The organism is Streptomyces sp. NPDC008125, assembly GCF_042957125.1.
Lineage (GTDB): Bacteria > Actinomycetota > Actinomycetes > Streptomycetales > Streptomycetaceae > Streptomyces.
The window spans coordinates 132477-151796 of the sequence record NZ_JBIBHR010000009.1 but is presented as its reverse complement, the minus strand read 5'-3'; the positions used below and the strand labels follow the sequence as shown (position 1 = coordinate 151796).

Below are 19320 nucleotides of genomic sequence, written 5' to 3'. Positions count from 1 at the left end.
ATTCTCGCCCGCGGGTGCGACAGCCTGCCGGTCCGGTCCGGGGAGCGGGGCGTACGGTGTTCTCGACAGAGCAGGGGCATGGGGCGGGACATGACCGTCCGTGGCCGCGCAGCAGGTCAGGTCCGAGCGAAACCCGAGTGAAAGGTGTCCGAGTGTCCCGCCGCAGAATCGGCTTCTGGTACCGCCTGGCGGCGGTCATCGCCAAGCCGCCACTGGTGGTTCTCTTCAAGCGTGACTGGCGGGGAATGGAACACATTCCGGCCGACGGCGGATTCATCACGGCCGTCAACCACAACTCCTACCTGGACCCGCTGTCGTACGGGCACTTCCAGTACAACACCGGCCGGGTGCCGAGGTTCCTGGCGAAGGCCGCCCTCTTCCGTGCCCCGTTCGTCGGCATGATGCTGCGCGGCACCGGGCAGATCCCCGTCTACCGCGAGACCACCGACGCGCTGAACGCCTTCCGCGCCGCCGTGGCCGCGATCGAGGACGGCGAGTGCGTCGCCTTCTACCCCGAGGGCACCCTCACCCGCGACCCCGGCATGTGGCCGATGAACGGCAAGACCGGCGCCGCCCGCGTCGCGCTGATGACCCGCGCGCCCGTCGTCCCGGTCGCCCAGTGGGGCGCGAACCTCGCGATGCCGCCGTACGCCAAGGAGAACAAGTACCGGTTCTTCCCCCGGAAGACCCTCCGGGTGCAGGCCGGACCTCCCGTCGACCTCAGCCGCTTCTACGGCTCCGAGCCGACGCCCGACGTGCTGCGCGAGGTCACCGAGGTGATCATGGCCGCGATCACCGAGCAACTGGAGACCGTGCGCGGCGAGAAGGCTCCCGCCGAGCCCTACGACCACCGCAAGGCCCGCGCGAAGAAGCGGCGCGAGGCAGAAGAGAAGGGCTCCCAGTGACCGACCCGCGCAAAGTGGCCGTCTTCGGGGCGGGTTCCTGGGGCACGGCCTTCGCCGTGATCCTGGGTGACGCCGGCTGCGACGTCACCGTCTGGGCCCGCCGCGCCGAGGTAGCCGAGGCCATCAACACCACCCGGACCAACCCCGGCTACCTCCCCGGCGCCGAACTCCCCACGTCCGTCCGCGCCACCACCGATCCCGCCGAGGCGCTGCGCGGCGCCGAGTTCGCGGTGCTGGTGGTGCCCTCCCAGACGCTGCGCGCCAACCTGGCGGAGTGGGCCCCGCACCTGGAACCGGACACCGTCCTAGTCTCCCTGATGAAGGGCGTCGAGCTCGGTACCGCCAAGCTGATGAGCGAGGTGATCGCGGACGTGACGAAGGTCTCCGCCGACCGCATCGCCGTCGTCACCGGCCCCAACCTCGCCGGTGAGATCGCCGAACGGCGTCCCGCGGCGGCCGTCGTGGCCTGCAGGGACGAATCGGTGGCCCAGCGGCTCCAGGCCGCCTGCCACACCCCGTACTTCCGCCCCTACACCAACGCCGATGTCGTCGGCTGCGAACTCGGCGGCGCCGTCAAGAACGTCATCGGCCTGGCCGTCGGCATCGCCGACGGCATGGGACTCGGCGACAACGCCAAGGGTTCGCTCATCACCCGCGGACTCGCCGAGACCACCCGACTGGGCCTCGCCATGGGCGCGGACCCGCTGACGTTCTCCGGACTCGCGGGCCTCGGCGACCTGGTGGCGACCTGCTCCTCGCCGCTCTCGCGCAACCACACCTTCGGCACCAACCTCGGCCGGGGCATGACGCTCCAGGAGGCGATCGCCGCCACCAGCCAGACCGCGGAAGGCGTCAAGTCCTGCGAGTCGGTGCTCGATCTGGCCCGCCGGCACGGGGTCGACATGCCGATCACGGAGACCGTCGTCGGGATCGTCCACGAGGGCAAGCCGCCCGCCGTCGCGGTCAAGGAGCTGATGTCACGGAGCGCCAAGCCCGAGCGGCGCTGACTCCTTTCGGTACCAGCAGGTACGCTCATCGCGATATGAGCAGCGAGAACCTCCCCCAGAGCCCTGAGCGTCCGAAGAGCCCTGAGCAGCAGCGCCGCAAGCCGCGCGTGGCTGTCGTGTTCGGCGGACGCAGCTCCGAACACGGCATCTCGGTCGTCACGGCCGGCGCCGTCCTGAACGCCATCGACCGGACCGTCTACGACGTCCTGCCGATCGGCATCACCAGGGACGGCCGCTGGGCACTCACCGGCGACGACCCGGCCCGCATGGCCATCACCGACCGGCAGGTGCCCGACGTGGACGCGCTCGCCGAGTCGGAGAAGGGCGGCGTGGTTCTCTCCGTGGACCCGGGCAGCCGCGAAGTCGTCCTCAGCGAGCCCGGATCGGTGCCCCGGGCGCTGGGCGAGGTCGACGTCGTCTTCCCCGTGCTGCACGGCCCGTACGGCGAGGACGGCACCCTCCAGGGCCTCCTGGAACTCTCCGGCGTCCCCTACGTCGGCGCGGGCGTCCTCGCCTCCGCCGTCGGCCAGGACAAGGAGTACATGAAGCGGGTCTTCATCTCCTTCGGCCTCGCCGTCGGCCCCTACCTGGTGGTGCGGCCCCGCGAGTGGCGGAACGACCCCGCCGGCGCCCGCGAGCGGATCGTCGACTTCGCCGGCGAGCACGGCTGGCCGCTCTTCGTGAAGCCCGCCCGCGGTGGCTCGTCGGTGGGCATCACCAAGGTCGACGGGCCCGGCGGCCTGGACGAGGCGATCGAGGAGGCCCGCAGGCACGACCCGAAGTTCCTCGTCGAGTCGCTGCTGAGCGGACGCGAGATCGAGTGCGGGGTGCTGGAGTTCGAGGACGGACCGCGCGCCAGCGTACCGGCCGAGATCCCGCCGGTCACCGCGCACGACTTCTACGACTTCGAGGCCAAGTACATCGACGCGGCCGCCGGACTCGTGCCCGCCCCGCTCACTCCGGAGCAGACCGCCGAGGTCCAGCGCCTCGCGGTCGCCGCCTTCGAGTCCGTCTCCTGCGAGGGCCTGGTGCGCGCCGACTTCTTCCTCACGGACGAGGGCGAGTTCGTCATCAACGAGATCAACACCATGCCCGGGTTCACGCCCATCTCGATGTTCCCGAGGATGTGGCAGGAGACCGGCGTCGACTACCCGGAGCTGGTCGACCGGCTCCTCCAGGCGGCGCTGACCCGGTCCACCGGCCTGCGCTGACCGCGTGAGCCCCGCTGGGCCGGTGACGACCGGCCGGCGGGGCGGCGGCGGTTCAGAGGCTGTCGGGAACCGTCTCGCGCACCGGCTTCGCGAACTCGGCGAGCGGGCTGGCGTCGTGGGCGAACCGCGTCCCCATGGAGACCTCGACGTACGCCTTGCGGTACGTCGTGGTGAACCGGGGCCCCTCGTCCGGGCGTTGTTCCAGCAGCCAGTTGACACCGTCCGCGTCGATCCCCTTGGAAGCCGCGTCCGCCATGGCGGCGGGCCGGGGAACTCCGCAGCGAAGTACGATCGCCCCGTCCCCCCAGCCGGCGGTCAGCTCCGACTCCGGTGCGGGATCACTGCGTTCCAGCCCGGCCACGGTCTTCGGCAGCGCCTTGTGCAGCGCCGAACAGTACGCGGCCGCGTCCTCGGACGGAGTGGGTACCGCGACCGACGGCTGCGAGCCGCCGGAGCAGCCCGCCGCCAGCAGGAACGCGGCGGCGGACGGCACGAGGAACGACGGGCGGAGCGACCGGCGGCGGGAAGACGTCACCGGACCAGCGTAGACGGGGGTCAGAGGTGGACTACGGGGCAGGTCAGGGTTCGCGTGATGCCTTCCACCTGCTGGACCCGGGCGACCACCATGCGGCCGAGTTCGTCCACCGTGTCGGACTGGGCGCGCACGATCACGTCGTAGGGGCCGGTGACGTCCTCTGCCTGAATCACTCCCGGAAGTTTCGCGATGGTCTCGGCGACGATCGACGCCTTGCCCACCTCGGTCTGAATAAGGATGTACGCCTGTACCACGGAACCTCCAGGGCGGCCACGAGGATCATGTGGGGGAGAGGAACGCCACGTTATCGCGTCACCGACGGGAGCGGGGAGACCCGGGGACCGCGAGCGGTCCGTAGCGTGGCGTACCGGCGACACGGAACGACGTGTCTCCCGACACTACAGACAGCGGTGACCGCCCGCCACCGCGGACCGGCCCGGCCCGGGGGAGGGCCGCGTCCGGTGCGCGGACACGTCGGAGCAGCCCGCACCGGACGCCCGGTGCGACGAACGAGAGGTGACACCCGGTGAAGGGAACCGTGGGTGAGTTGGGGGAGTTCGGGCTCATCAGAGAGCTCACCGCCCGCCTCACCACCACTCCGGCGGTACGGCTGGGGCCCGGCGACGACGCCGCGGTCGTGGCGGCTCCGGACCGCAGGGTCGTGGCCAGTACCGACGTACTGATCGAAGGACGCCACTTCCGCCGCGACTGGTCCACGGCGTACGACGTCGGGCGCAAGGCGGCGGCGCAGAACCTCGCCGACATCGCGGCGATGGGAGCCGTGCCCACCGCCCTCCTCCTCGGCCTCGTCGTCCCGGCGACCCTCCCGGTCACGTGGGCGACCGAACTCATGGACGGGCTCCGCGACGAATGCCAGGTCGCCGGGGCGGCCGTGGTCGGCGGTGACGTGGTCGGCGGTGACACCATCACCGTCGCGATCACCGCGCTCGGCGACCTCCGCAACCACGAACCGGTCACCCGGGGCGGCGCCCGGCCGGGGGACGTCGTCGCCGTCACCGGCTGGCTCGGCTGGTCCGCCGCCGGATTCGCCGTGCTCTCCCGGGGGTTCCGCTCGCCCCGCGCCTTCGTCGAAGCCCACCGGCGCCCCGAACCGCCGTACCACGCGGGCCCCGCGGCGGCCGGTCTCGGAGCCACCGCGATGACCGACGTCAGCGACGGCCTCGTCGCCGACCTCGGACACATCGCCGAGGCCAGCAAGGTCCGCATCGACCTGCGTTCCGGACTCATCGACATCCCGTCCCAGATGTCGGACATCGGACAGGCGGTCGGCGTCGACCCTCTCCAGTGGGTGCTCACCGGGGGAGAGGACCACGCGATCGTGGCGACCTTCCCGCCCGACGTGAAACTCCCCGCCCGCTGGAAGGTGATCGGCGAGGTCCTCAACCCGTCCGCCCTGCCCCAGGTCACCGTCGACGGCGCGCCCTGGACCAGCAGGGGAGGCTGGGACCACTTCGGCGACGTCGAGGACGCCCCGTAGGCGGACGTCCGGGCGGAGACCGCCGGCCCGTCCGCCCGTCGGACCGTCCGCCCGTCGGCCCGTCCGCCCGTCGGACCGTTCGCACGGGTGTCCGCTGCTCGAAGTAGATTGCGGCCCATGCCGACAACCGCCGCCGTACCGCCCCGTGTCCTCACCGTCGCCGGATCGGATTCCGGCGGCGGTGCCGGCATCCAGGCCGACCTCAAGACGATGCTCGCCCTCGGCGTGCACGGCATGAGTGTGCTCACCGCGGTGACCGCCCAGAACTCCCTCGGCGTGCAGGGCGCCTGGGAGCTGCCGCCCGAAGCGGTGCGCGCCCAGTACCGGAGCGTCGTCGACGACATCGGCGTCCAGGCCGTGAAGACCGGCATGCTCGCGTCCGCCGCCCTGGTCGGGACCGTCGCCCAACTCCTCGCGGACACCGTCGTCCCGGTCGTCGTCGACCCGGTGGGGATCTCCAAGCACGGGGACGCCCTGCTGGCCGCCGAGGCCCTGGAATCCGTACGCACGAAGCTGCTGCCGCTGGCCACCGTCGCCACCCCGAACCTGGACGAAGTGGCACAGCTCACGGGGGTGGAGGTCGCCGAGGAGCAGGACATGCGGCGGGCCGCCGCGGCCGTACTCGCCTTCGGCCCGCGCTGGGTGGTGATCAAGGGTGGTCATCTGCCCGGCGAGGCCGTCGACCTGCTCACCGACGGCGACAAGGAGCACTGGCTGCGTTCCCCGCGCCACGACAACCGGCACACCCACGGCACGGGCTGCACCCTCGCCTCGGCCATCGCCTGCGGCCTGGCCCGGGGCCAGAACGTACCCACGGCGGTACGGAACGCGAAGACCTACGTCACCGGGGCGATCGAGGCCGGATTCCCGCTCGGCGCCGGGATCGGCCCGGTCGACCACGGCTGGCGGAGCCGTCGTCCCTGAAGCCGCCCGACGCCGCTGCCCCCGACGCCGCCGTCCCCTGGGCCGCCGCCGCCCCCCGAGCAGGGGGCGGCTCCGGGCTTCCGGCCCGGGGCAAAACCCGTCCGGGCACAGCAAAAAGCCGGTCCACCGAGGTGGACCGGCTTTTTGGGCAACCGGAAGGCTGCGCTACGACGGGTACGTCAGCGCGCGACCTTGCCGGCCTTGATGCACGAGGTGCAGACGTTGAGCCGCTTCGGCGTCCGACCGACCACGGCACGCACGCGCTGGATGTTGGGATTCCAGCGACGAGACGTACGGCGGTGCGAGTGCGAAATGTTGTTGCCGAAGCCCGGCCCCTTGCCGCAGACGTCGCAGTTGGCAGCCACGGGTCACTCCAAAGACTTCAGGTGCACTTACAGTGAATTCCGGCGCGCCGGAATCAGCGAACTGAAGTGACGGCACCGGAGGAATGGCCCGACTTTCGTCGGGCAACCGAAACACCATACAACGGCTGCCTCGGTACAACGAAACTACCACGGTTCCGCAGGCCGCCCTCCCGCCCCCCTGTCCGGGTCCACCCACCGGCGGCCCGGGGTTAACCTGCGGTGCAGCCCGCCGTACACGGCCGCTTCAAGGAGGACCCAGGTGCCGCAACTCCCCGACGATTTCGACGCCGTCGCGGTACGCACCTGGTGCTCCCTGGCCCTCGAAGCCCTGGGCCGGGAGCGGGCCGCCATCGACGCGATCAACGTCTACCCGGTCCCCGACGGTGACACCGGCACCAACCTCTTCCTCACCGTGGAATCGGCGCGGGCCGCCGTCGAGGCCGTCTTCGCGGCCCACCGCACGGAACCCCCGGCGCCGGACTCCACCGGCCCGGCCGCCGCCGAGGCCGTACGCGCCATGGCGCACGGGGCGCTCATCGGGGCGCGGGGCAACTCCGGCACCATCCTGGCCCAGCTGCTGCGCGGGATGGCGGCCGTGCTCGCCGACGGCGGGGACGCGGACCACCTGGCCCGGTCGCTGGCACACGCCGCCACCGCCGCCCGCCGGGCCGTCGCCCATCCCGTGGAGGGCACCATCCTCACCGTCGCCGCCGCGGCCGCGCGGGCCGCCGGGGCGGTCGCGGACGGGAGCGGCCCGGACGGGAGCGGTCTGGCGGCCGTCGCCCGGGCGGCGCACGCGGGTGCCGCCGAGGCGCTGGCAGAGACCCCCGGGCGGCTGCCGGTGCTCGGCCGCGCCGGAGTCGTGGACGCGGGCGGCCAGGGCCTGGTGACCGTGCTGGGGGCGCTGCTGGAGACGGTGACCGGGCGGGCGCCCGTACACGTCCCCCGGCAGGCGCCCGGCCCGCTCCCCGTACCGGCCGAGAGCCCCGCCGCGCCCGCCGGGGAGCACGGCGCAGGGTGCGCGACCCTCGCCGGCCCCGCGGACCACGGGGACGGGGCGGTGCCCGGCGACGGGCCCGCGTTCGAGGTCATCTACCTGCTGGAGGCCGAGGACGAGGCGGTGGACCGGCTCCGCGACCGGCTCGACGCCCTCGGCGACTCCCTCGTCGTGGTCGGCGGCGACGGGCTGTGGAACGTCCACGTGCACGTCGACGACGCCGGGGCCGCCGTGGAGGCGGGCGTGGAGGCGGGACGCCCGCACCGCATCCGGATCACCCACTTCGGCGCCGCACGGGTCCGCCCGCAGACCGAACCCGCCCCGCGCTCCGTGGTCGTGGTCGTCCCCGGCGAGGAACTCCGCGGTCTCTGCGAGGAGGCCGACGCCGTCACCGTGCTCGTGCGCCCCGGGAAGCCGCCGGCCAGCGGCGAACTCGTCGAGGCGATCCGCCGCGCCCACGCCCGCGAGGTCGTCCTGCTCCCCAACGACGCGAACCTGCGCCACGTCGCGGCCGTCGCCGCCGAGCAGGTCAGGGCCGACGGCATCCGGGTCGCCGTCATCCCGACCCGCGCCGTCGTCCAGGGCATCGCCGCCCTCGCGGTCCACGAGCCCGGCCGCAGCTTCGACGAGGACGTCGTCGCCATGACCGCCGCCGCCGGAGCCACCCGCCACGCCGAACTCGCCGTCGCCGAACGGCAGTCGTGGACCACCGCGGGCATCTGCCAGGCCGGCGACATCCTCGGCCTGATCGACGGGGACGTGGCCGTCATCGGCGCGGACCTCCCCGGCACCGCGCGCACCGTCCTCGACCGGATGCTCGCCGCCGGCGGGGAACTGGTCACCCTCGTCCTCGGCGAACACGTACCGGACACCCTCGGCGACGCACTGGAGGCGTACGTACGCGAAGGGCACCTGGCCGTCGACACCACGGTCTACCGGGGCGGGCACCCGGGAACTCCGCTGCTGATCGGCGTCGAATAGCCGCAGCCACCGCCCGGGAGCCCGGCGCCGGACACGCCCCGGGCACTCCCGCCGGACGACTGTCGGTGGCGTGGTGTGCAATGGAACCCGTGTCCGCGCTCGATGAACCCCTCAAGAAGCTGCTCGGCGGAGCCACCGCGAAGGTGATGGCCGAACACCTCGGTCTGCACACCGTCGGCGACCTCCTGCACCACTACCCGCGCCGGTACGAAGAACGGGGCCGGCTCACCCCGCTCTCCGACCTCCCGCTGGACGAACACGTCACCGTGGTCGCCCAGGTCGCCGACGCCCGGGTGCTGGGCTTCAACAACGGGCGCGGCAAGCGCCTGGAGGTCACGCTCACCGACGGCAGCGGCCGGCTCCAGCTCGTCTTCTTCGGCCACGGGGTGCACAAGCCGCACCAGGAACTCCTCCCCGGCCGCCGGGCGATGTTCGCGGGCAAGGTCGGCGTCTTCAACCGCAAGACGCAGCTCGCCCACCCCACGTACCAACTGCTCGACGCCGAGGCGCCCGAGGGCGAGGCCGGGGTGCGTGAGGCCGTGGACGCCTTCGCGGGCCGTCTGCTGCCCCTCTACCCCGCCTGCAAGCAGCTCGACTCCTGGCGCATCGCGAAGGCCGTGGACACCGTGCTGCCCAGCGCCCAGGAGGCCGCCGACCCGCTGCCCGCCGCACTGCGGGACGGACGTGGCTTCGTCTCCCTCCCCGAGGCCCTGGTCAAGGTGCACCGGCCGCAGACCAAGGCGGACATCGAGGACGCCAGGGAGCGGCTGAAGTGGGACGAGGCGTTCGTCCTACAGACCGCACTGGCCCGCCGCCGGTACGCCGACACCCAGCTCCCCGCCGTCGCCCGCCGCCCCACCCCCGACGGGCTCCTCGACGCCTTCGACGCCCGGCTGCCGTTCACCCTCACCGAGGGCCAGCGGAACGTGTCCCGCGAGATCTTCGACGACCTCGCCACCGAACACCCCATGCACCGGCTGCTCCAGGGCGAGGTCGGCTCCGGCAAGACCATGGTCGCCCTGCGCGCCATGCTCGCCGTCGTGGACAGCGGCGGGCAGGCCGCGATGCTCGCCCCCACCGAGGTGCTCGCCCAGCAGCACCACCGCTCGATCACCGAGATGATGGGCGACCTCGCCGAGGGCGGGATGCTCGGCGGTTCCGCGCTCGGCACGAAGGTGGTCCTGCTCACCGGTTCCATGGGGACGGCGGCCCGCCGCCGGGCGCTGCTGGACCTGACCACCGGCGAGGCCGGACTCGTCATCGGCACCCACGCGCTGATCGAGGACAAGGTCTCCTTCCACGACCTCGGTCTCGTCGTCGTCGACGAGCAGCACCGTTTCGGAGTGGAGCAGCGCGACGCCCTGCGCTCCAAGGGAAAGCAGCCTCCGCACCTGCTGGTGATGACCGCCACACCCATCCCGCGTACGGTCGCGATGACGGTCTTCGGCGACCTGGAGACGTCGGTCCTCGACCAGCTCCCCGCCGGGCGCTCCCCGATCGCCACCCACGTCGTGCCCGCCGCCGACAAACCGCACTTCCTCGCCCGCGCCTGGGAACGGGTCCGCGAGGAGGTGGAGGGCGGCCACCAGGCGTACGTGGTCTGCCCCCGGATCGGTGACGACCCGGAGGAGGCGGCCGGAGCCGGGGGCGGCGCGAAGGCAGGGACGAAGGCCACAGCGAAGACGGGGACGAAGGCCGCCGAGGAACCGGACGCGCCGGACGGCCAGGGCGCTCCGAGCGGCTCCGACGGTGACAAGAGGCCGCCGCTCGCCGTGCTCGACGTCGCTGCCCGGCTGTCCGCCGGACCGCTCGCCGGGCTCCGGATCGAGGTGCTGCACGGGCGGATGCACCCGGACGACAAGGACGACGTGATGCGCCGGTTCGCCGCCGGCCAGGTGGACGTGCTGGTGGCCACCACCGTGATCGAGGTCGGGGTGAACGTCCCCAATGCCACCGCGATGGTGATCATGGACGCGGACCGGTTCGGCGTCTCCCAGCTCCACCAGCTCCGCGGCCGGGTCGGCCGGGGCTCCGCCGCCGGGCTCTGCCTGCTGGTCAGCGAGGCCCACGAGGCGAGTCCGGCCCGCGCCCGGCTCGGCGCGGTCGCCGCCACCCTGGACGGCTTCGAGCTCTCCCGGATCGACCTCGAACAGCGCCGGGAGGGCGATGTGCTCGGCCAGGCCCAGTCCGGGGTCCGCTCCTCGCTGCGGATGCTCACCGTCATCGACGACGAGGAGATCATCGCCGCCGCGCGCGCCGAGGCCACCCGGATCGTCGCCGCCGACCCCGAGCTGACCGGCCACCCGGAGCTGCGGACCGCCCTGGACGCGCTGCTGGACAAGGACCGTGAGGAGTTCCTCGACAAGGGGTGACCCGGCGGCCGGGGAGGTGCCCGGGTCCGTGGCGCCCGCACGCCATATCGTGGAACCAGGGTCTTCCGTACGGACCGGGCCGCCGGCCGGTACGAGAGCCCCCGAGGCACGCGACCCCCCGCGTGCCGTCCCACGACCCGAGGACCGACTCCCATGACCCGCGTGATCGCCGGCTCGGCCGGCGGACGCCGCCTGGCCGTACCGCCCGGCAACGGCACCCGCCCCACCTCCGACCGTGCGCGCGAGGGCCTCTTCTCGTCCTGGGAGGCGCTGCTCGGCACCCTCGACGGCGTCCGGATCGCCGACCTGTACGCGGGCTCCGGCGCGGTCGGGCTCGAAGCGCTCTCCCGGGGCGCGGTCCACGCACTGCTCGTGGAGGCCGACCCGAAGGCCGTCCGCACCGTCCGCGAGAACGTCCGTGCCGTGGGCCTGCCCGGCGCAGAGGTCCGTACCGGCAAGGCCGAACAGACGGTTGCCGGACCGGCGCCCGACGACCCGTACGACGTGGTCTTCCTGGACCCGCCCTACGCCGTCACCGACGACGATCTTCGGGAGATCCTCCTCACACTCGACTCGCGGGGCTGGCTTGCCGAGGACGCACTCGTCACCGTGGAACGAGCCACCAGAGGCGGGGAATTCGGCTGGCCCGAGGGTTTCGAGCCGTTGAGGTCCCGCCGCTACGGCGAAGCGACCCTTTGGTACGGTCGCGCCGCCTCCACGTGCGAAGACGCACGATGACCGGACCCGGGAGCGAGGGAATCACGTTGCGCCGCGCCGTCTGTCCGGGGTCGTTCGACCCCATCACCAACGGACATCTCGACATCATTGGCCGAGCCTCGAAGCTGTACGACGTCGTACACGTCGCGGTGATGATCAACCAGTCCAAGAAAGGGCTGTTCACGGTCGACGAGCGGATCGGGCTGATCCGCGAAGTCACCTCCGGCTTCGGCAACGTCGAGGTCGAGTCCTTCCACGGCCTGCTGGTCGATTTCTGCAGGCAGCGGGAGATCCCCGCCATCGTGAAGGGGCTCCGGGCGGTCAGCGACTTCGACTACGAACTGCAGATGGCCCAGATGAACAACGGCCTCTCCGGTGTCGAGACGCTCTTCGTCCCCACCAACCCCACCTACAGCTTCCTGTCGTCCTCCCTGGTCAAGGAGGTCGCGACCTGGGGCGGAGACGTCTCCCACCTGCTGCCGCCGACCGTCCACGCGGCGCTCCAGGAGCGGCTGGAGCGGAAGTGACCGCCTGAGGGGCCGTCACCCGGTGTCGGACGGGAGCCGACTGGCCTTACAGTCGTCCCGTCCGTCTCCAACAGCGGCAGAGAGTGGCGAGCACACGGTGGACGTGCAGAAGAAGCTCGACGAGATCGTCGAGGCGGTCGGGAACGCCCGGTCCATGCCCATGTCGGCCTCGTGCGTGATCAACCGCGCCGATCTGCTCGGGATGCTCGAAGAGCTCCGTGAAGCGCTGCCCGGCTCACTGGCCCACGCCGAGGAGGTCATCGGCGGCAGCGAGCAGCTCGTCGACCGGGCGCGCCAGGAAGCGGAGCGGATCATCGAGTCCGCCCACGCCGAGCGCGGCTCGCTGATCTCCGGCACCGAGGTCGTCGTACGGTCCCAGGACGAGGCCGACCGCATCCTGGCCGACGCCCGCCGCGAGGCCGCAGAGGTCAAGGCGGAGGCCGACGAGTACGTCGACAGCAAGCTCGCCAACTTCGAGGTCGTCCTCACCAAGACCATCGGCTCCGTCGACCGCGGCCGCGAGAAGCTGCTCGGCCGGAGCGAGGGGATCGACGAGCAGGGCTACGAGGACCCCGACTTCGCCGAGGCACCCGAGCGCAGCGCCGACCCGGAGACGCTCCGGCGCCGCGCCGACGAGTACGTCGACACCAAGCTCGGTGCCTTCGAGGCCGTCCTCGGCAAGACCCTGGAGGCGGTCGGCCGCGGCCGGCAGAAGCTGCATGGCCGGGTGGCCACCGACGACCTGGGCGCGCACATGGCCGCCCAGGACGCCGCGGGCGCCCAGGGCCACACCAGCGACGCCGACTACCTGGCCGGCCTCGCCGAGCTGGCCGACCCCGAGCCGCCGCAGGCCTCCCCGAACTACCCGGCACGGCCCCAGTACGCCCAGGCCGCCCAGAGCTACGACTACCCGCAGCCGGGCCGGCAGGACCCGTACGGCTACGAGCAGCCTCAGCAGGACGGTTACGAGCGGCCTCAGCGCGACGTGTACGCCTATCAGCAGCAGCCGTACGATCCGAACGCGTACCAGCCGCAGCAGGGCCAGATCGCGCAGAGCGGCCAGACCGGCCAACCCGAGTACGGCTGGGCCGACCAGCAGCCCCAGGCCCAGCTGCCCCAGCAGTCGCAGCCGGCGCTCGACGAGACCAGCTTCTTCGACACCGGCATGATCGACCTGGAGCAGCTGCGCCGGTACGAGCAGGGCCACTGACCGGCCACTGATCCCGGCGCCGCACGGCTTTCGCCGGCCCGAACGGTCCGGATTGGGTGCTGAGCGGTACGTCAAGTATCCTGGCTCCTCGGTCGCGCGTATCTCCGCGATCCCGGCTGCCCGTTTCGACTGCGGAACGGCCGGCCCCTCCCGACGCAGTGCGATGCACACGAATCCCGAAAGCAGGAGAAGCCCTGAACGGCCACCTCGACCACCGCAATCCTCTCGTGTTCGATACGCACGAGCTGGGTCGGCGTCCCGGTGCCCTGAAGCGGCTGACCCGCTCGGTGGAGGCGCCGAGGGATCTGGGTATCGACGGAGTCATCGGAGTGCCGGAAGGCGCGCCGCTGACGCTGGACCTCCGCCTCGAATCGGTCATGGAAGGGGTGCTCGTCACAGGCACCGCCCGTGCGACCGCCGAGGGGGAGTGCGTAAGGTGTCTGGAGCCGCTGACCTTCGAGGTCGAAGCGGACTTCCAGGAATTGTTCTCGTACCCTGACGCCGACGACCGGGGCCGCAGCAAGACGGCGGACCCGGCCGACGACGCCGAGGACGACGAGGACGAGTTTTTCCTTGAGGACGGCTTGTTCGACCTCGAAACGGTGCTGCGTGACGCGGTAGTGCTCGCACTGCCGATGCAGCCGGTGTGCACGGAGACCTGTGCCGGTCTGTGTTCCGAATGCGGAATCAGGCTGGACGAGAATCCTGGCCACCACCACGATGCCGCCGACCCCCGGTGGGCGGCACTGCAAGGACTCGCCGAGACCGTTCAGGACGGCGAGAAGGACAACATGGGCGGCGCCGAACCTGGCGTCGACGAGAAGCAGGAGAAGTAGCCGTGGCTGTTCCGAAGCGGAAGATGTCGCGCAGCAACACGCGCCACCGCCGGTCGCAGTGGAAGGCTGCGGTCCCCACCCTGGTTTCGTGCGAGCGTTGCCAGGAGCCGAAGCTCCAGCACATTGCGTGCCCGAGCTGCGGTACGTACAACAAGCGCCAGGTCCTCGAAGTCTGAGTGGCTGGTGAGAGGCCCGATGTCTGAGTTGTCCCACGCCAAGAAGCAGGCAGACAACGTCAACACAGCCTCGTCCCACACGCTTCTGGAAGGGCGGCTCGGGTATCACCTTGAGTCCGCCCTTCTGGTGCGTGCGCTGACCCACCGCTCGTACGCGTACGAGAACGGCGGTCTGCCCACCAACGAGCGGCTCGAATTCCTCGGGGATTCGGTGCTCGGCCTGGTGGTCACGGACACGCTGTACCGCACCCACCCCGACCTGCCCGAAGGCCAGCTGGCCAAGTTGCGGGCCGCGGTGGTCAACTCACGTGCACTCGCGGAAGTGGGCCGCGGCCTAGAACTCGGTTCCTTCATCCGGCTCGGCCGCGGTGAAGAGGGCACGGGTGGCCGGGACAAGGCTTCCATCCTCGCCGACACCCTTGAAGCGGTGATCGGCGCGGTCTATCTCGATCAGGGCCTCGACGCGGCCTCGGAGCTGGTTCACCGGCTCTTCGACCCGCTCATCGACAGGTCCTCGAACCTCGGCGCCGGCCTGGACTGGAAGACCAGTCTCCAGGAGCTCACCGCGAGCGAGGGGCTCGGAGTCCCCGAGTACCTCGTCACGGAGACCGGCCCGGACCACGAGAAGATCTTTACTGCTGCAGCTCGCGTCGGTGGTGTCTCGTACGGCACCGGCACCGGCCGTAGCAAGAAGGAAGCGGAGCAGCAGGCGGCCGAGTCCGCCTGGCGTGAAATCAGCGCCGCCGCCGAAGCGAGGGCGACCGCGGAGAAGTCCGCGGCCGACGCAGGGGTCGCCGACATCCCTGCCGACCCCCCGCAGAACACGGACGTCGCTCCAGCCTGACCCCGTTCGCGACCCCCCGGTGCCCTTGCGCCGGGGGGTCGCGGCATTTCCCGTGCGGTTCCGTGCGTTCCCGTACGGTCCGTGCGTTCTGTACCCCTGGTCCCCTGGTGTCCCCTGGAGGAGCGTCACCGTGCCCGAGCTGCCCGAGGTCGAAGTCGTACGCCGGGGTCTGGAGCGCTGGGTCACCGGCCGGACCGTCTCCGAGGTGGAGGTCCTCCACCCGCGCGCGGTGCGCCGGCACCTCGCGGGCGGGGTGGACTTCGCGGCCCGGCTGCGCGGCATGCGCTTCGGTGCGGCGATGCGGCGCGGCAAGTACCTGTGGATCCCGCTGGAGGACGCGCCCCTCTCGCTCCTCGGCCACCTCGGCATGAGCGGTCAGCTGCTGGTCCGGCCCGACGACGCCCCGACCGAGAAGCACCTGCGGATCAGGATGCGGTTCGCCGACACCCTCGGCACCGATCTGCGCTTCGTCGACCAGCGCACCTTCGGCGGGCTCTCGCTGCACCCCACCACCCCGGACGGGCTCCCCGACGTGATCGCGCACATCGCCCGCGACCCCCTCGACCCCGCCTTCGACGACGCGGCCTTCCACACCGCGCTGCGCCTGCGGCGTACGACCGTCAAGCGCGCGCTGCTCGACCAGTCGCTGATCAGCGGCGTCGGCAACATCTACGCGGACGAGGCGCTCTGGCGCGCGAAGCTGCACTACGACCGTCCCACCGCGACCCTCACCCGCCCGAAGTCCGCCGAGCTGCTGGGGCACGTCCGGGACGTGATGAACGCGGCGCTCGCCCAGGGCGGCACCAGCTTCGACAGCCTGTACGTCAACGTGAACGGCGAATCCGGCTACTTCGACCGGTCCCTGGACGCCTACGGCCGCGAGGGCGAGCCCTGCCACCGCTGCGGCACCCCGATGCGCCGCCGCCCCTGGATGAACCGCTCCAGTTACTTCTGCCCGAACTGCCAGCGGGTGCCGCGGGGACGGTGAGCCGGGATCCGCCCCGACGACGGCCGCCCGGGACCGATGGGGTCCCGGGCGGCCGTCTGCCGTGGTCGGCGGGGTTCAGCAGGGGAAGGTGCCGCTGTAGAGGGCGTGGCCGTAGGAGGAGCTGCCCGAGCCGAAGCCGTAGACACCGTCGTCGCTCCAGACCGCCTCGCGCACGCCGTTGACGCACGTCGAGGCCGGCGCGATGGCGAAGCCCTCCAGATTGTCGGTCGGCATGACGGCAGGGTTCGTGTAGGTCACGTCCGGCACGATCGAGCCGGAGGCGTTGACCTTCATGAAGGTGTGCGTCTCACCGCAGGTGTTGTCGCAGGTCGCGACGAGGCGCTGGGTGCCGGCGTCGAAGGTCACGTCCATCACGGAGGCCCTGCCGGTCGTGATCGTCGCGAAGGTGATGAAGGTTCCGTCGGAGTTCAGACCGTAGACGTGCAGCGAACCGTCGTACTCCAGTCCGGCGAAGAACAGGCCCGACCCGTGCAGCGGGTAGTCCGCAGGGTCGTAGGTGGTGCCGGTGAGCGGGTCGACCCAGCCGTTCGAGGTCAGCCAGGTGTCCGGCACGTATCCGACGCCCTCGAAGCCCAGGTTGGCGTCGTCCTTGTCGCCGGTGTCCAGCTGAGGGAACTGCTTGGTCATGTCCCACTGGTGGACCGGCGTCAGGGTCGAGCCGGACACCGTCGGGTCGAACTCCAGGATCGTGTCCTTGGGCGCTGTGTTCTTGGTGTTGTCGCGCTCGGAGGTCACGTAGACGTGGCCGTTGCCGCCGACCGTCAGACCCTCGGAGTCGGGCTCGCCGGAGCCGCCCGCGAAGCGGATCTGCTTGCCCGTCGAGCTCCAGGTCGTGTCCGGTATCCACTTGCCGTTGCTCTTGACCAGCTTGTACAGCCAGTTCTTGTTCTTGGCCGCCCACAGCACCGAGGGGTTCGCCGGGTCGAACGCCAGGCCGCTCACGTCCCGGCCCTCCGGGCCGGTGGACGTGGTGAACGCGCAGACGTTGTCGGCGATCGTGACGTTCGGGCCGCCCGGCCACGCCAGGGTGCCCGACGGCGTGGCACCTGTGCCGGAAGCCGCTTCGGGGGTGCAGCCGCTGGTGAGCGAACCGCCGCCGCCCAGCAGTTCGCCGGCCGGGGTACCACCGCCCGTGTCGCCGCCACCGGTACCACCGCCGGTGGCGCCCGAGCAGGAGTTCGCGGTGCCGGGCGTCGCGGTCGTGGCGGTCCGGAACCAACCGCTGCCGTTGGCGCAGCGCTCGGCCGACGGCTTGGCGCCGTCGGTCGCCCAGGTCACCGAGTCGATGGTGTTGCCGCTGCTGTCGAGGAGGAGGACGGAGTCGTTGTCGCCCAGTCCGGTGGAGGAGCCGAACGTGAGGTAGCCGCCCGCGGGGATACTGCTCGCGCTCGGCGAGGAGGACGAGACCGACACCGGGGAGTGGGAGGTGTCGTTGTCGGAGTACTTCCACGACCCGACGTCGACCGCGCTCGTTCCGCCGTTGAACAGCTCCACGGTGTCGGAGCCGTTCGAGCTGACCTCATTGATCCGCACCCGGCTCGCCGCCGGGATCGACGCGGGGCAGCCGGCGGCGTTGGAGGCGCCGAACGTGGACGACGGGACCGCGGGCACCCACGCGCCGGTGCCGTCACCGCCGCAACGCGCCATGGCCGGCTTCGCCTTGCCGGTCGCCCATTCGACGCGGTCGACCACCGTGCCGCCGGCCGTGTAGATCACCAGCTTGTCGGAGTCGCCGAGCCCCTTCGGCGCATCGAAGGTGACGAAGCCGCCGGCGGGGATCGTGGTGGAGGAGGGGCTGAACGACTGCGGCGAGAAGCTGTCGTCGGACATCTTCCAGCCGCTGATGCTCACGGCGGCCGAGCCGGTGTTGTACAGCTCCACCGTGTCGTCGTTCGACGAGGTGACTTCGTTGATCCGGACGTTCGGGTAGCCGGTCGGATCCGCGGCGGCTGCGGGCTGGGCGGCCAGCACTCCCGTGATGAGGAGTCCGGAAAGCGTCAGAGCCGCGGCGCGTGCGGTGGCGGCGCGGGTACGCGTGGGTGAGGTAGGCACGAGTCCGCATTCTGGTGACACGTTCTTGCATCGACGTGGACTCCGGCTGAACTCCACGCGCTTGTCGGCGGAACGTGCCCGTGCCGTCGCCCCGGACCGCGCCGCACCCCGGCAGCGGCGGACCGACGGGGTGCGGGGGTCAGGACTCGCTGGGCCGGCTTCTCAGAAGCCGAAGTCCTGCGTCCACCACGGGCCGCCGTCGGCGATGTAGACGCCGAGACCCATGGTCGTGTAATCGCAGTTGAGAATGTTTGCCCGGTGGCCTTCGCTGTTCATCCAGCTGTCCATCACGGCCTGGGCGTCCGCCTGGCCGCGGGCGATGTTCTCCCCGCCGAGGCCGGTGATCCCGGCCGTTGCCGCGCGGTCCCAGGGGGTGTCGCCGTCGGGGTCCGTGTGGTCGAAGAAGTCACGGGCCGCCATGTCCTGGCTGAAGCTCTGGGCCAGCGAGGTCAGCGGGGAGCTGAGGGTCAGCGGGCTGCAGCCGACCTTCGCCCGCTCCTGGTTGACCAGGGTCAGCACCTGCGTCTGGACGGAGGTGCCGGCGGCCGGCTTCGGGTCCTCGGTCGCGCGGGACGCCGGGGTGGTGGGCGCCGGTGCCGCGGGGGCGGCGGACTTCGTCGGGGCCGGGGCGGCGGTCGTCCTCGTCACGGAGGGCGTGGGCGAAGGCGTCGGGCTCACGGTCTTCTCCGTGGGTGACGCCGAGGCGGAGGGCGAGGCCGGCTTCGCGGGGGCACCGGGGCGCTCGCTGCCCCGGCTCGCCGGGGTGGCCGCCGCGGTACGGCCCGTCGGTTCGGCGCTCGCGGTGCCCTGCGTGAGCAGGTCCGGGGCGCCTGCGGAGTCGGCGCGGTCGGCGTGCGGGCTGTCGCTCAGGCCGTACGTCGCTCCGCCCGGGAGCATGCCCGAGGCGGCCGCGACCGCGCCCACCGCCACCGCCGCGGAGACCCCGAGCAGCCCGGCGCGTATCGGCAGGGGCACCCGGCGCTTCGTCCGGCGGGCACCGCCGCCATGCCGTCCTCCGGAGGGCACAGGGGCGGTTTCGTCAGCGGCGGGGCCTGCGGCGGATCGTCGGTGGCGTCCCATGCGCTGTGCCTTCCTCATGCCGTTCGGGCCGCCCGCGAGGTCTCCGGGGGCGGCGCCGAGTCCGTGGTGCTCAC

19 protein-coding genes are annotated in these 19320 nt (G+C 71.8%); 14 read left to right on the top strand and 5 right to left on the bottom strand.

Features of this window, described 5'->3' with window-relative positions:
• Positions 1-152: 152 nt before the first annotated feature.
• Genes ACFZAX_RS17425 through ACFZAX_RS17415 form a run of 3 tightly spaced genes read left to right on the top strand, consistent with a single transcriptional unit; the run spans position 153 to position 3123 of the window.
• Positions 153-905 (top strand): 1-acyl-sn-glycerol-3-phosphate acyltransferase, encoded by a 753-nt coding sequence (locus ACFZAX_RS17425; RefSeq protein ID WP_390962439.1) that lies wholly within the window; start codon positions 153-155, stop codon positions 903-905.
• Positions 902-1912: an NAD(P)H-dependent glycerol-3-phosphate dehydrogenase gene (locus tag ACFZAX_RS17420; protein WP_390962438.1), complete on the top strand. Its 1011-nt coding sequence runs from the start codon at positions 902-904 to the stop codon at positions 1910-1912. Before ACFZAX_RS17425 ends, ACFZAX_RS17420 begins: the two co-directional genes overlap by 4 nt.
• 35 nt (positions 1913-1947) lie before the next feature.
• A complete protein-coding gene (locus ACFZAX_RS17415; RefSeq protein WP_390962436.1) occupies positions 1948-3123 on the top strand; it encodes a D-alanine--D-alanine ligase in 1176 nt (391 codons plus the stop codon).
• A 52-nt stretch (positions 3124-3175) separates the two neighbouring features.
• Here ACFZAX_RS17415 and ACFZAX_RS17410 read toward each other — a convergent pair whose 3' ends face one another.
• Together ACFZAX_RS17410 and ACFZAX_RS17405 are read right to left on the bottom strand one after the other, a co-directional pair.
• Positions 3176-3658: a DUF3515 family protein gene (locus ACFZAX_RS17410; protein ID WP_390962435.1), complete on the bottom strand. Its 483-nt coding sequence runs from the start codon at positions 3656-3658 to the stop codon at positions 3176-3178.
• Between the two features lie 20 nt (positions 3659-3678).
• Positions 3679-3912: an Lrp/AsnC ligand binding domain-containing protein gene (locus ACFZAX_RS17405; protein WP_327178207.1), complete on the bottom strand. Its 234-nt coding sequence runs from the start codon at positions 3910-3912 to the stop codon at positions 3679-3681.
• Between the two features lie 272 nt (positions 3913-4184).
• Here ACFZAX_RS17405 and ACFZAX_RS17400 point away from each other — a divergent pair, with 272 nt between their 5' ends.
• Positions 4185-5156 (top strand): thiamine-phosphate kinase, encoded by a 972-nt coding sequence (locus tag ACFZAX_RS17400; protein WP_390962434.1) that lies wholly within the window; start codon positions 4185-4187, stop codon positions 5154-5156.
• 117 nt (positions 5157-5273) lie between these two features.
• On the top strand, positions 5274-6080 hold the full coding sequence (gene thiD / locus ACFZAX_RS17395; RefSeq protein WP_390962433.1) for a bifunctional hydroxymethylpyrimidine kinase/phosphomethylpyrimidine kinase: 807 nt from the start codon (positions 5274-5276) through the stop codon (positions 6078-6080).
• Between the two features lie 179 nt (positions 6081-6259).
• Here thiD and rpmB read toward each other — a convergent pair whose 3' ends face one another.
• The gene (gene rpmB, locus ACFZAX_RS17390) at positions 6260-6445 is read right to left on the bottom strand and encodes a 50S ribosomal protein L28 (RefSeq protein ID WP_030928661.1); all 186 of its coding nucleotides are present in this window, start codon (positions 6443-6445) and stop codon (positions 6260-6262) included.
• A 259-nt stretch (positions 6446-6704) separates the two neighbouring features.
• On the opposite strand from rpmB, the gene ACFZAX_RS17385 reads away from it, so the two are divergent.
• From ACFZAX_RS17385 to mutM, 9 genes are all read left to right on the top strand, one after another.
• Positions 6705-8423 (top strand): DAK2 domain-containing protein, encoded by a 1719-nt coding sequence (locus ACFZAX_RS17385; protein WP_390962431.1) that lies wholly within the window; start codon positions 6705-6707, stop codon positions 8421-8423.
• 80 nt (positions 8424-8503) lie between these two features.
• Entirely contained in the window at positions 8504-10795 is a 2292-nt protein-coding gene (gene recG / locus ACFZAX_RS17380; RefSeq protein ID WP_390962430.1) for an ATP-dependent DNA helicase RecG, read from the top strand.
• A gap of 153 nt (positions 10796-10948) precedes the next feature.
• Positions 10949-11533 (top strand): 16S rRNA (guanine(966)-N(2))-methyltransferase RsmD, encoded by a 585-nt coding sequence (gene rsmD / locus ACFZAX_RS17375; protein WP_390962429.1) that lies wholly within the window; start codon positions 10949-10951, stop codon positions 11531-11533.
• A gap of 26 nt (positions 11534-11559) precedes the next feature.
• Positions 11560-12039, top strand: a complete 480-nt coding sequence (gene coaD, locus ACFZAX_RS17370; RefSeq protein WP_390962601.1) for a pantetheine-phosphate adenylyltransferase — start codon at positions 11560-11562, stop codon at positions 12037-12039.
• Between the two features lie 97 nt (positions 12040-12136).
• Complete coding sequence (locus tag ACFZAX_RS17365) at positions 12137-13249, top strand: cell division initiation protein (protein ID WP_390962428.1); 1113 nt, start codon at positions 12137-12139, stop codon at positions 13247-13249.
• A 227-nt stretch (positions 13250-13476) separates the two neighbouring features.
• Positions 13477-14085, top strand: coding sequence for a YceD family protein (locus ACFZAX_RS17360; protein WP_390962427.1), 609 nt, complete (start codon positions 13477-13479; stop codon positions 14083-14085).
• A gap of 2 nt (positions 14086-14087) precedes the next feature.
• Entirely contained in the window at positions 14088-14261 is a 174-nt protein-coding gene (gene rpmF, locus ACFZAX_RS17355) for a 50S ribosomal protein L32 (RefSeq protein ID WP_003965982.1), read from the top strand.
• Positions 14262-14280: 19 nt separating this feature from the next.
• Positions 14281-15105 (top strand): ribonuclease III, encoded by an 825-nt coding sequence (rnc, locus tag ACFZAX_RS17350; protein ID WP_390962426.1) that lies wholly within the window; start codon positions 14281-14283, stop codon positions 15103-15105.
• A 130-nt stretch (positions 15106-15235) separates the two neighbouring features.
• Positions 15236-16093 carry a bifunctional DNA-formamidopyrimidine glycosylase/DNA-(apurinic or apyrimidinic site) lyase gene (gene mutM / locus ACFZAX_RS17345; RefSeq protein ID WP_390962425.1) on the top strand — a complete coding sequence of 286 codons (858 nt, stop codon included), beginning with the start codon at positions 15236-15238 and terminating at the stop codon, positions 16091-16093.
• Between the two features lie 75 nt (positions 16094-16168).
• On the opposite strand, the gene ACFZAX_RS17340 is transcribed toward mutM, so the two are convergent.
• Both ACFZAX_RS17340 and ACFZAX_RS17335 read right to left on the bottom strand, forming a co-directional pair.
• Positions 16169-18166, bottom strand: coding sequence for a lamin tail domain-containing protein (locus tag ACFZAX_RS17340; RefSeq protein WP_390962424.1), 1998 nt, complete (start codon positions 18164-18166; stop codon positions 16169-16171).
• Positions 18167-18328: 162 nt separating this feature from the next.
• Positions 18329-19246 carry a CAP domain-containing protein gene (locus tag ACFZAX_RS17335; RefSeq protein ID WP_390962423.1) on the bottom strand — a complete coding sequence of 306 codons (918 nt, stop codon included), beginning with the start codon at positions 19244-19246 and terminating at the stop codon, positions 18329-18331.
• Between the last annotated feature and the right edge of the window lie 74 nt (positions 19247-19320).

Bases quoted from the DNA above. Each gene is read 5' to 3' on its own strand.
- ACFZAX_RS17415 (WP_390962436.1), top strand. From the start codon at position 1,948: ATGAGCAGCGAGAACCTCCCCCAGAGCCCTGAGCGTCCGAAGAGCCCT.
- thiD (WP_390962433.1), top strand. From the start codon at position 5,274: ATGCCGACAACCGCCGCCGTACCGCCCCGTGTCCTCACCGTCGCCGGA.
- recG (WP_390962430.1), top strand. From the start codon at position 8,504: ATGGAACCCGTGTCCGCGCTCGATGAACCCCTCAAGAAGCTGCTCGGC.
- rsmD (WP_390962429.1), top strand. From the start codon at position 10,949: ATGACCCGCGTGATCGCCGGCTCGGCCGGCGGACGCCGCCTGGCCGTA.
- rnc (WP_390962426.1), top strand. From the start codon at position 14,281: ATGTCTGAGTTGTCCCACGCCAAGAAGCAGGCAGACAACGTCAACACA.
- ACFZAX_RS17335 (WP_390962423.1), bottom strand. From the start codon at position 19,246: ATGGGACGCCACCGACGATCCGCCGCAGGCCCCGCCGCTGACGAAACC.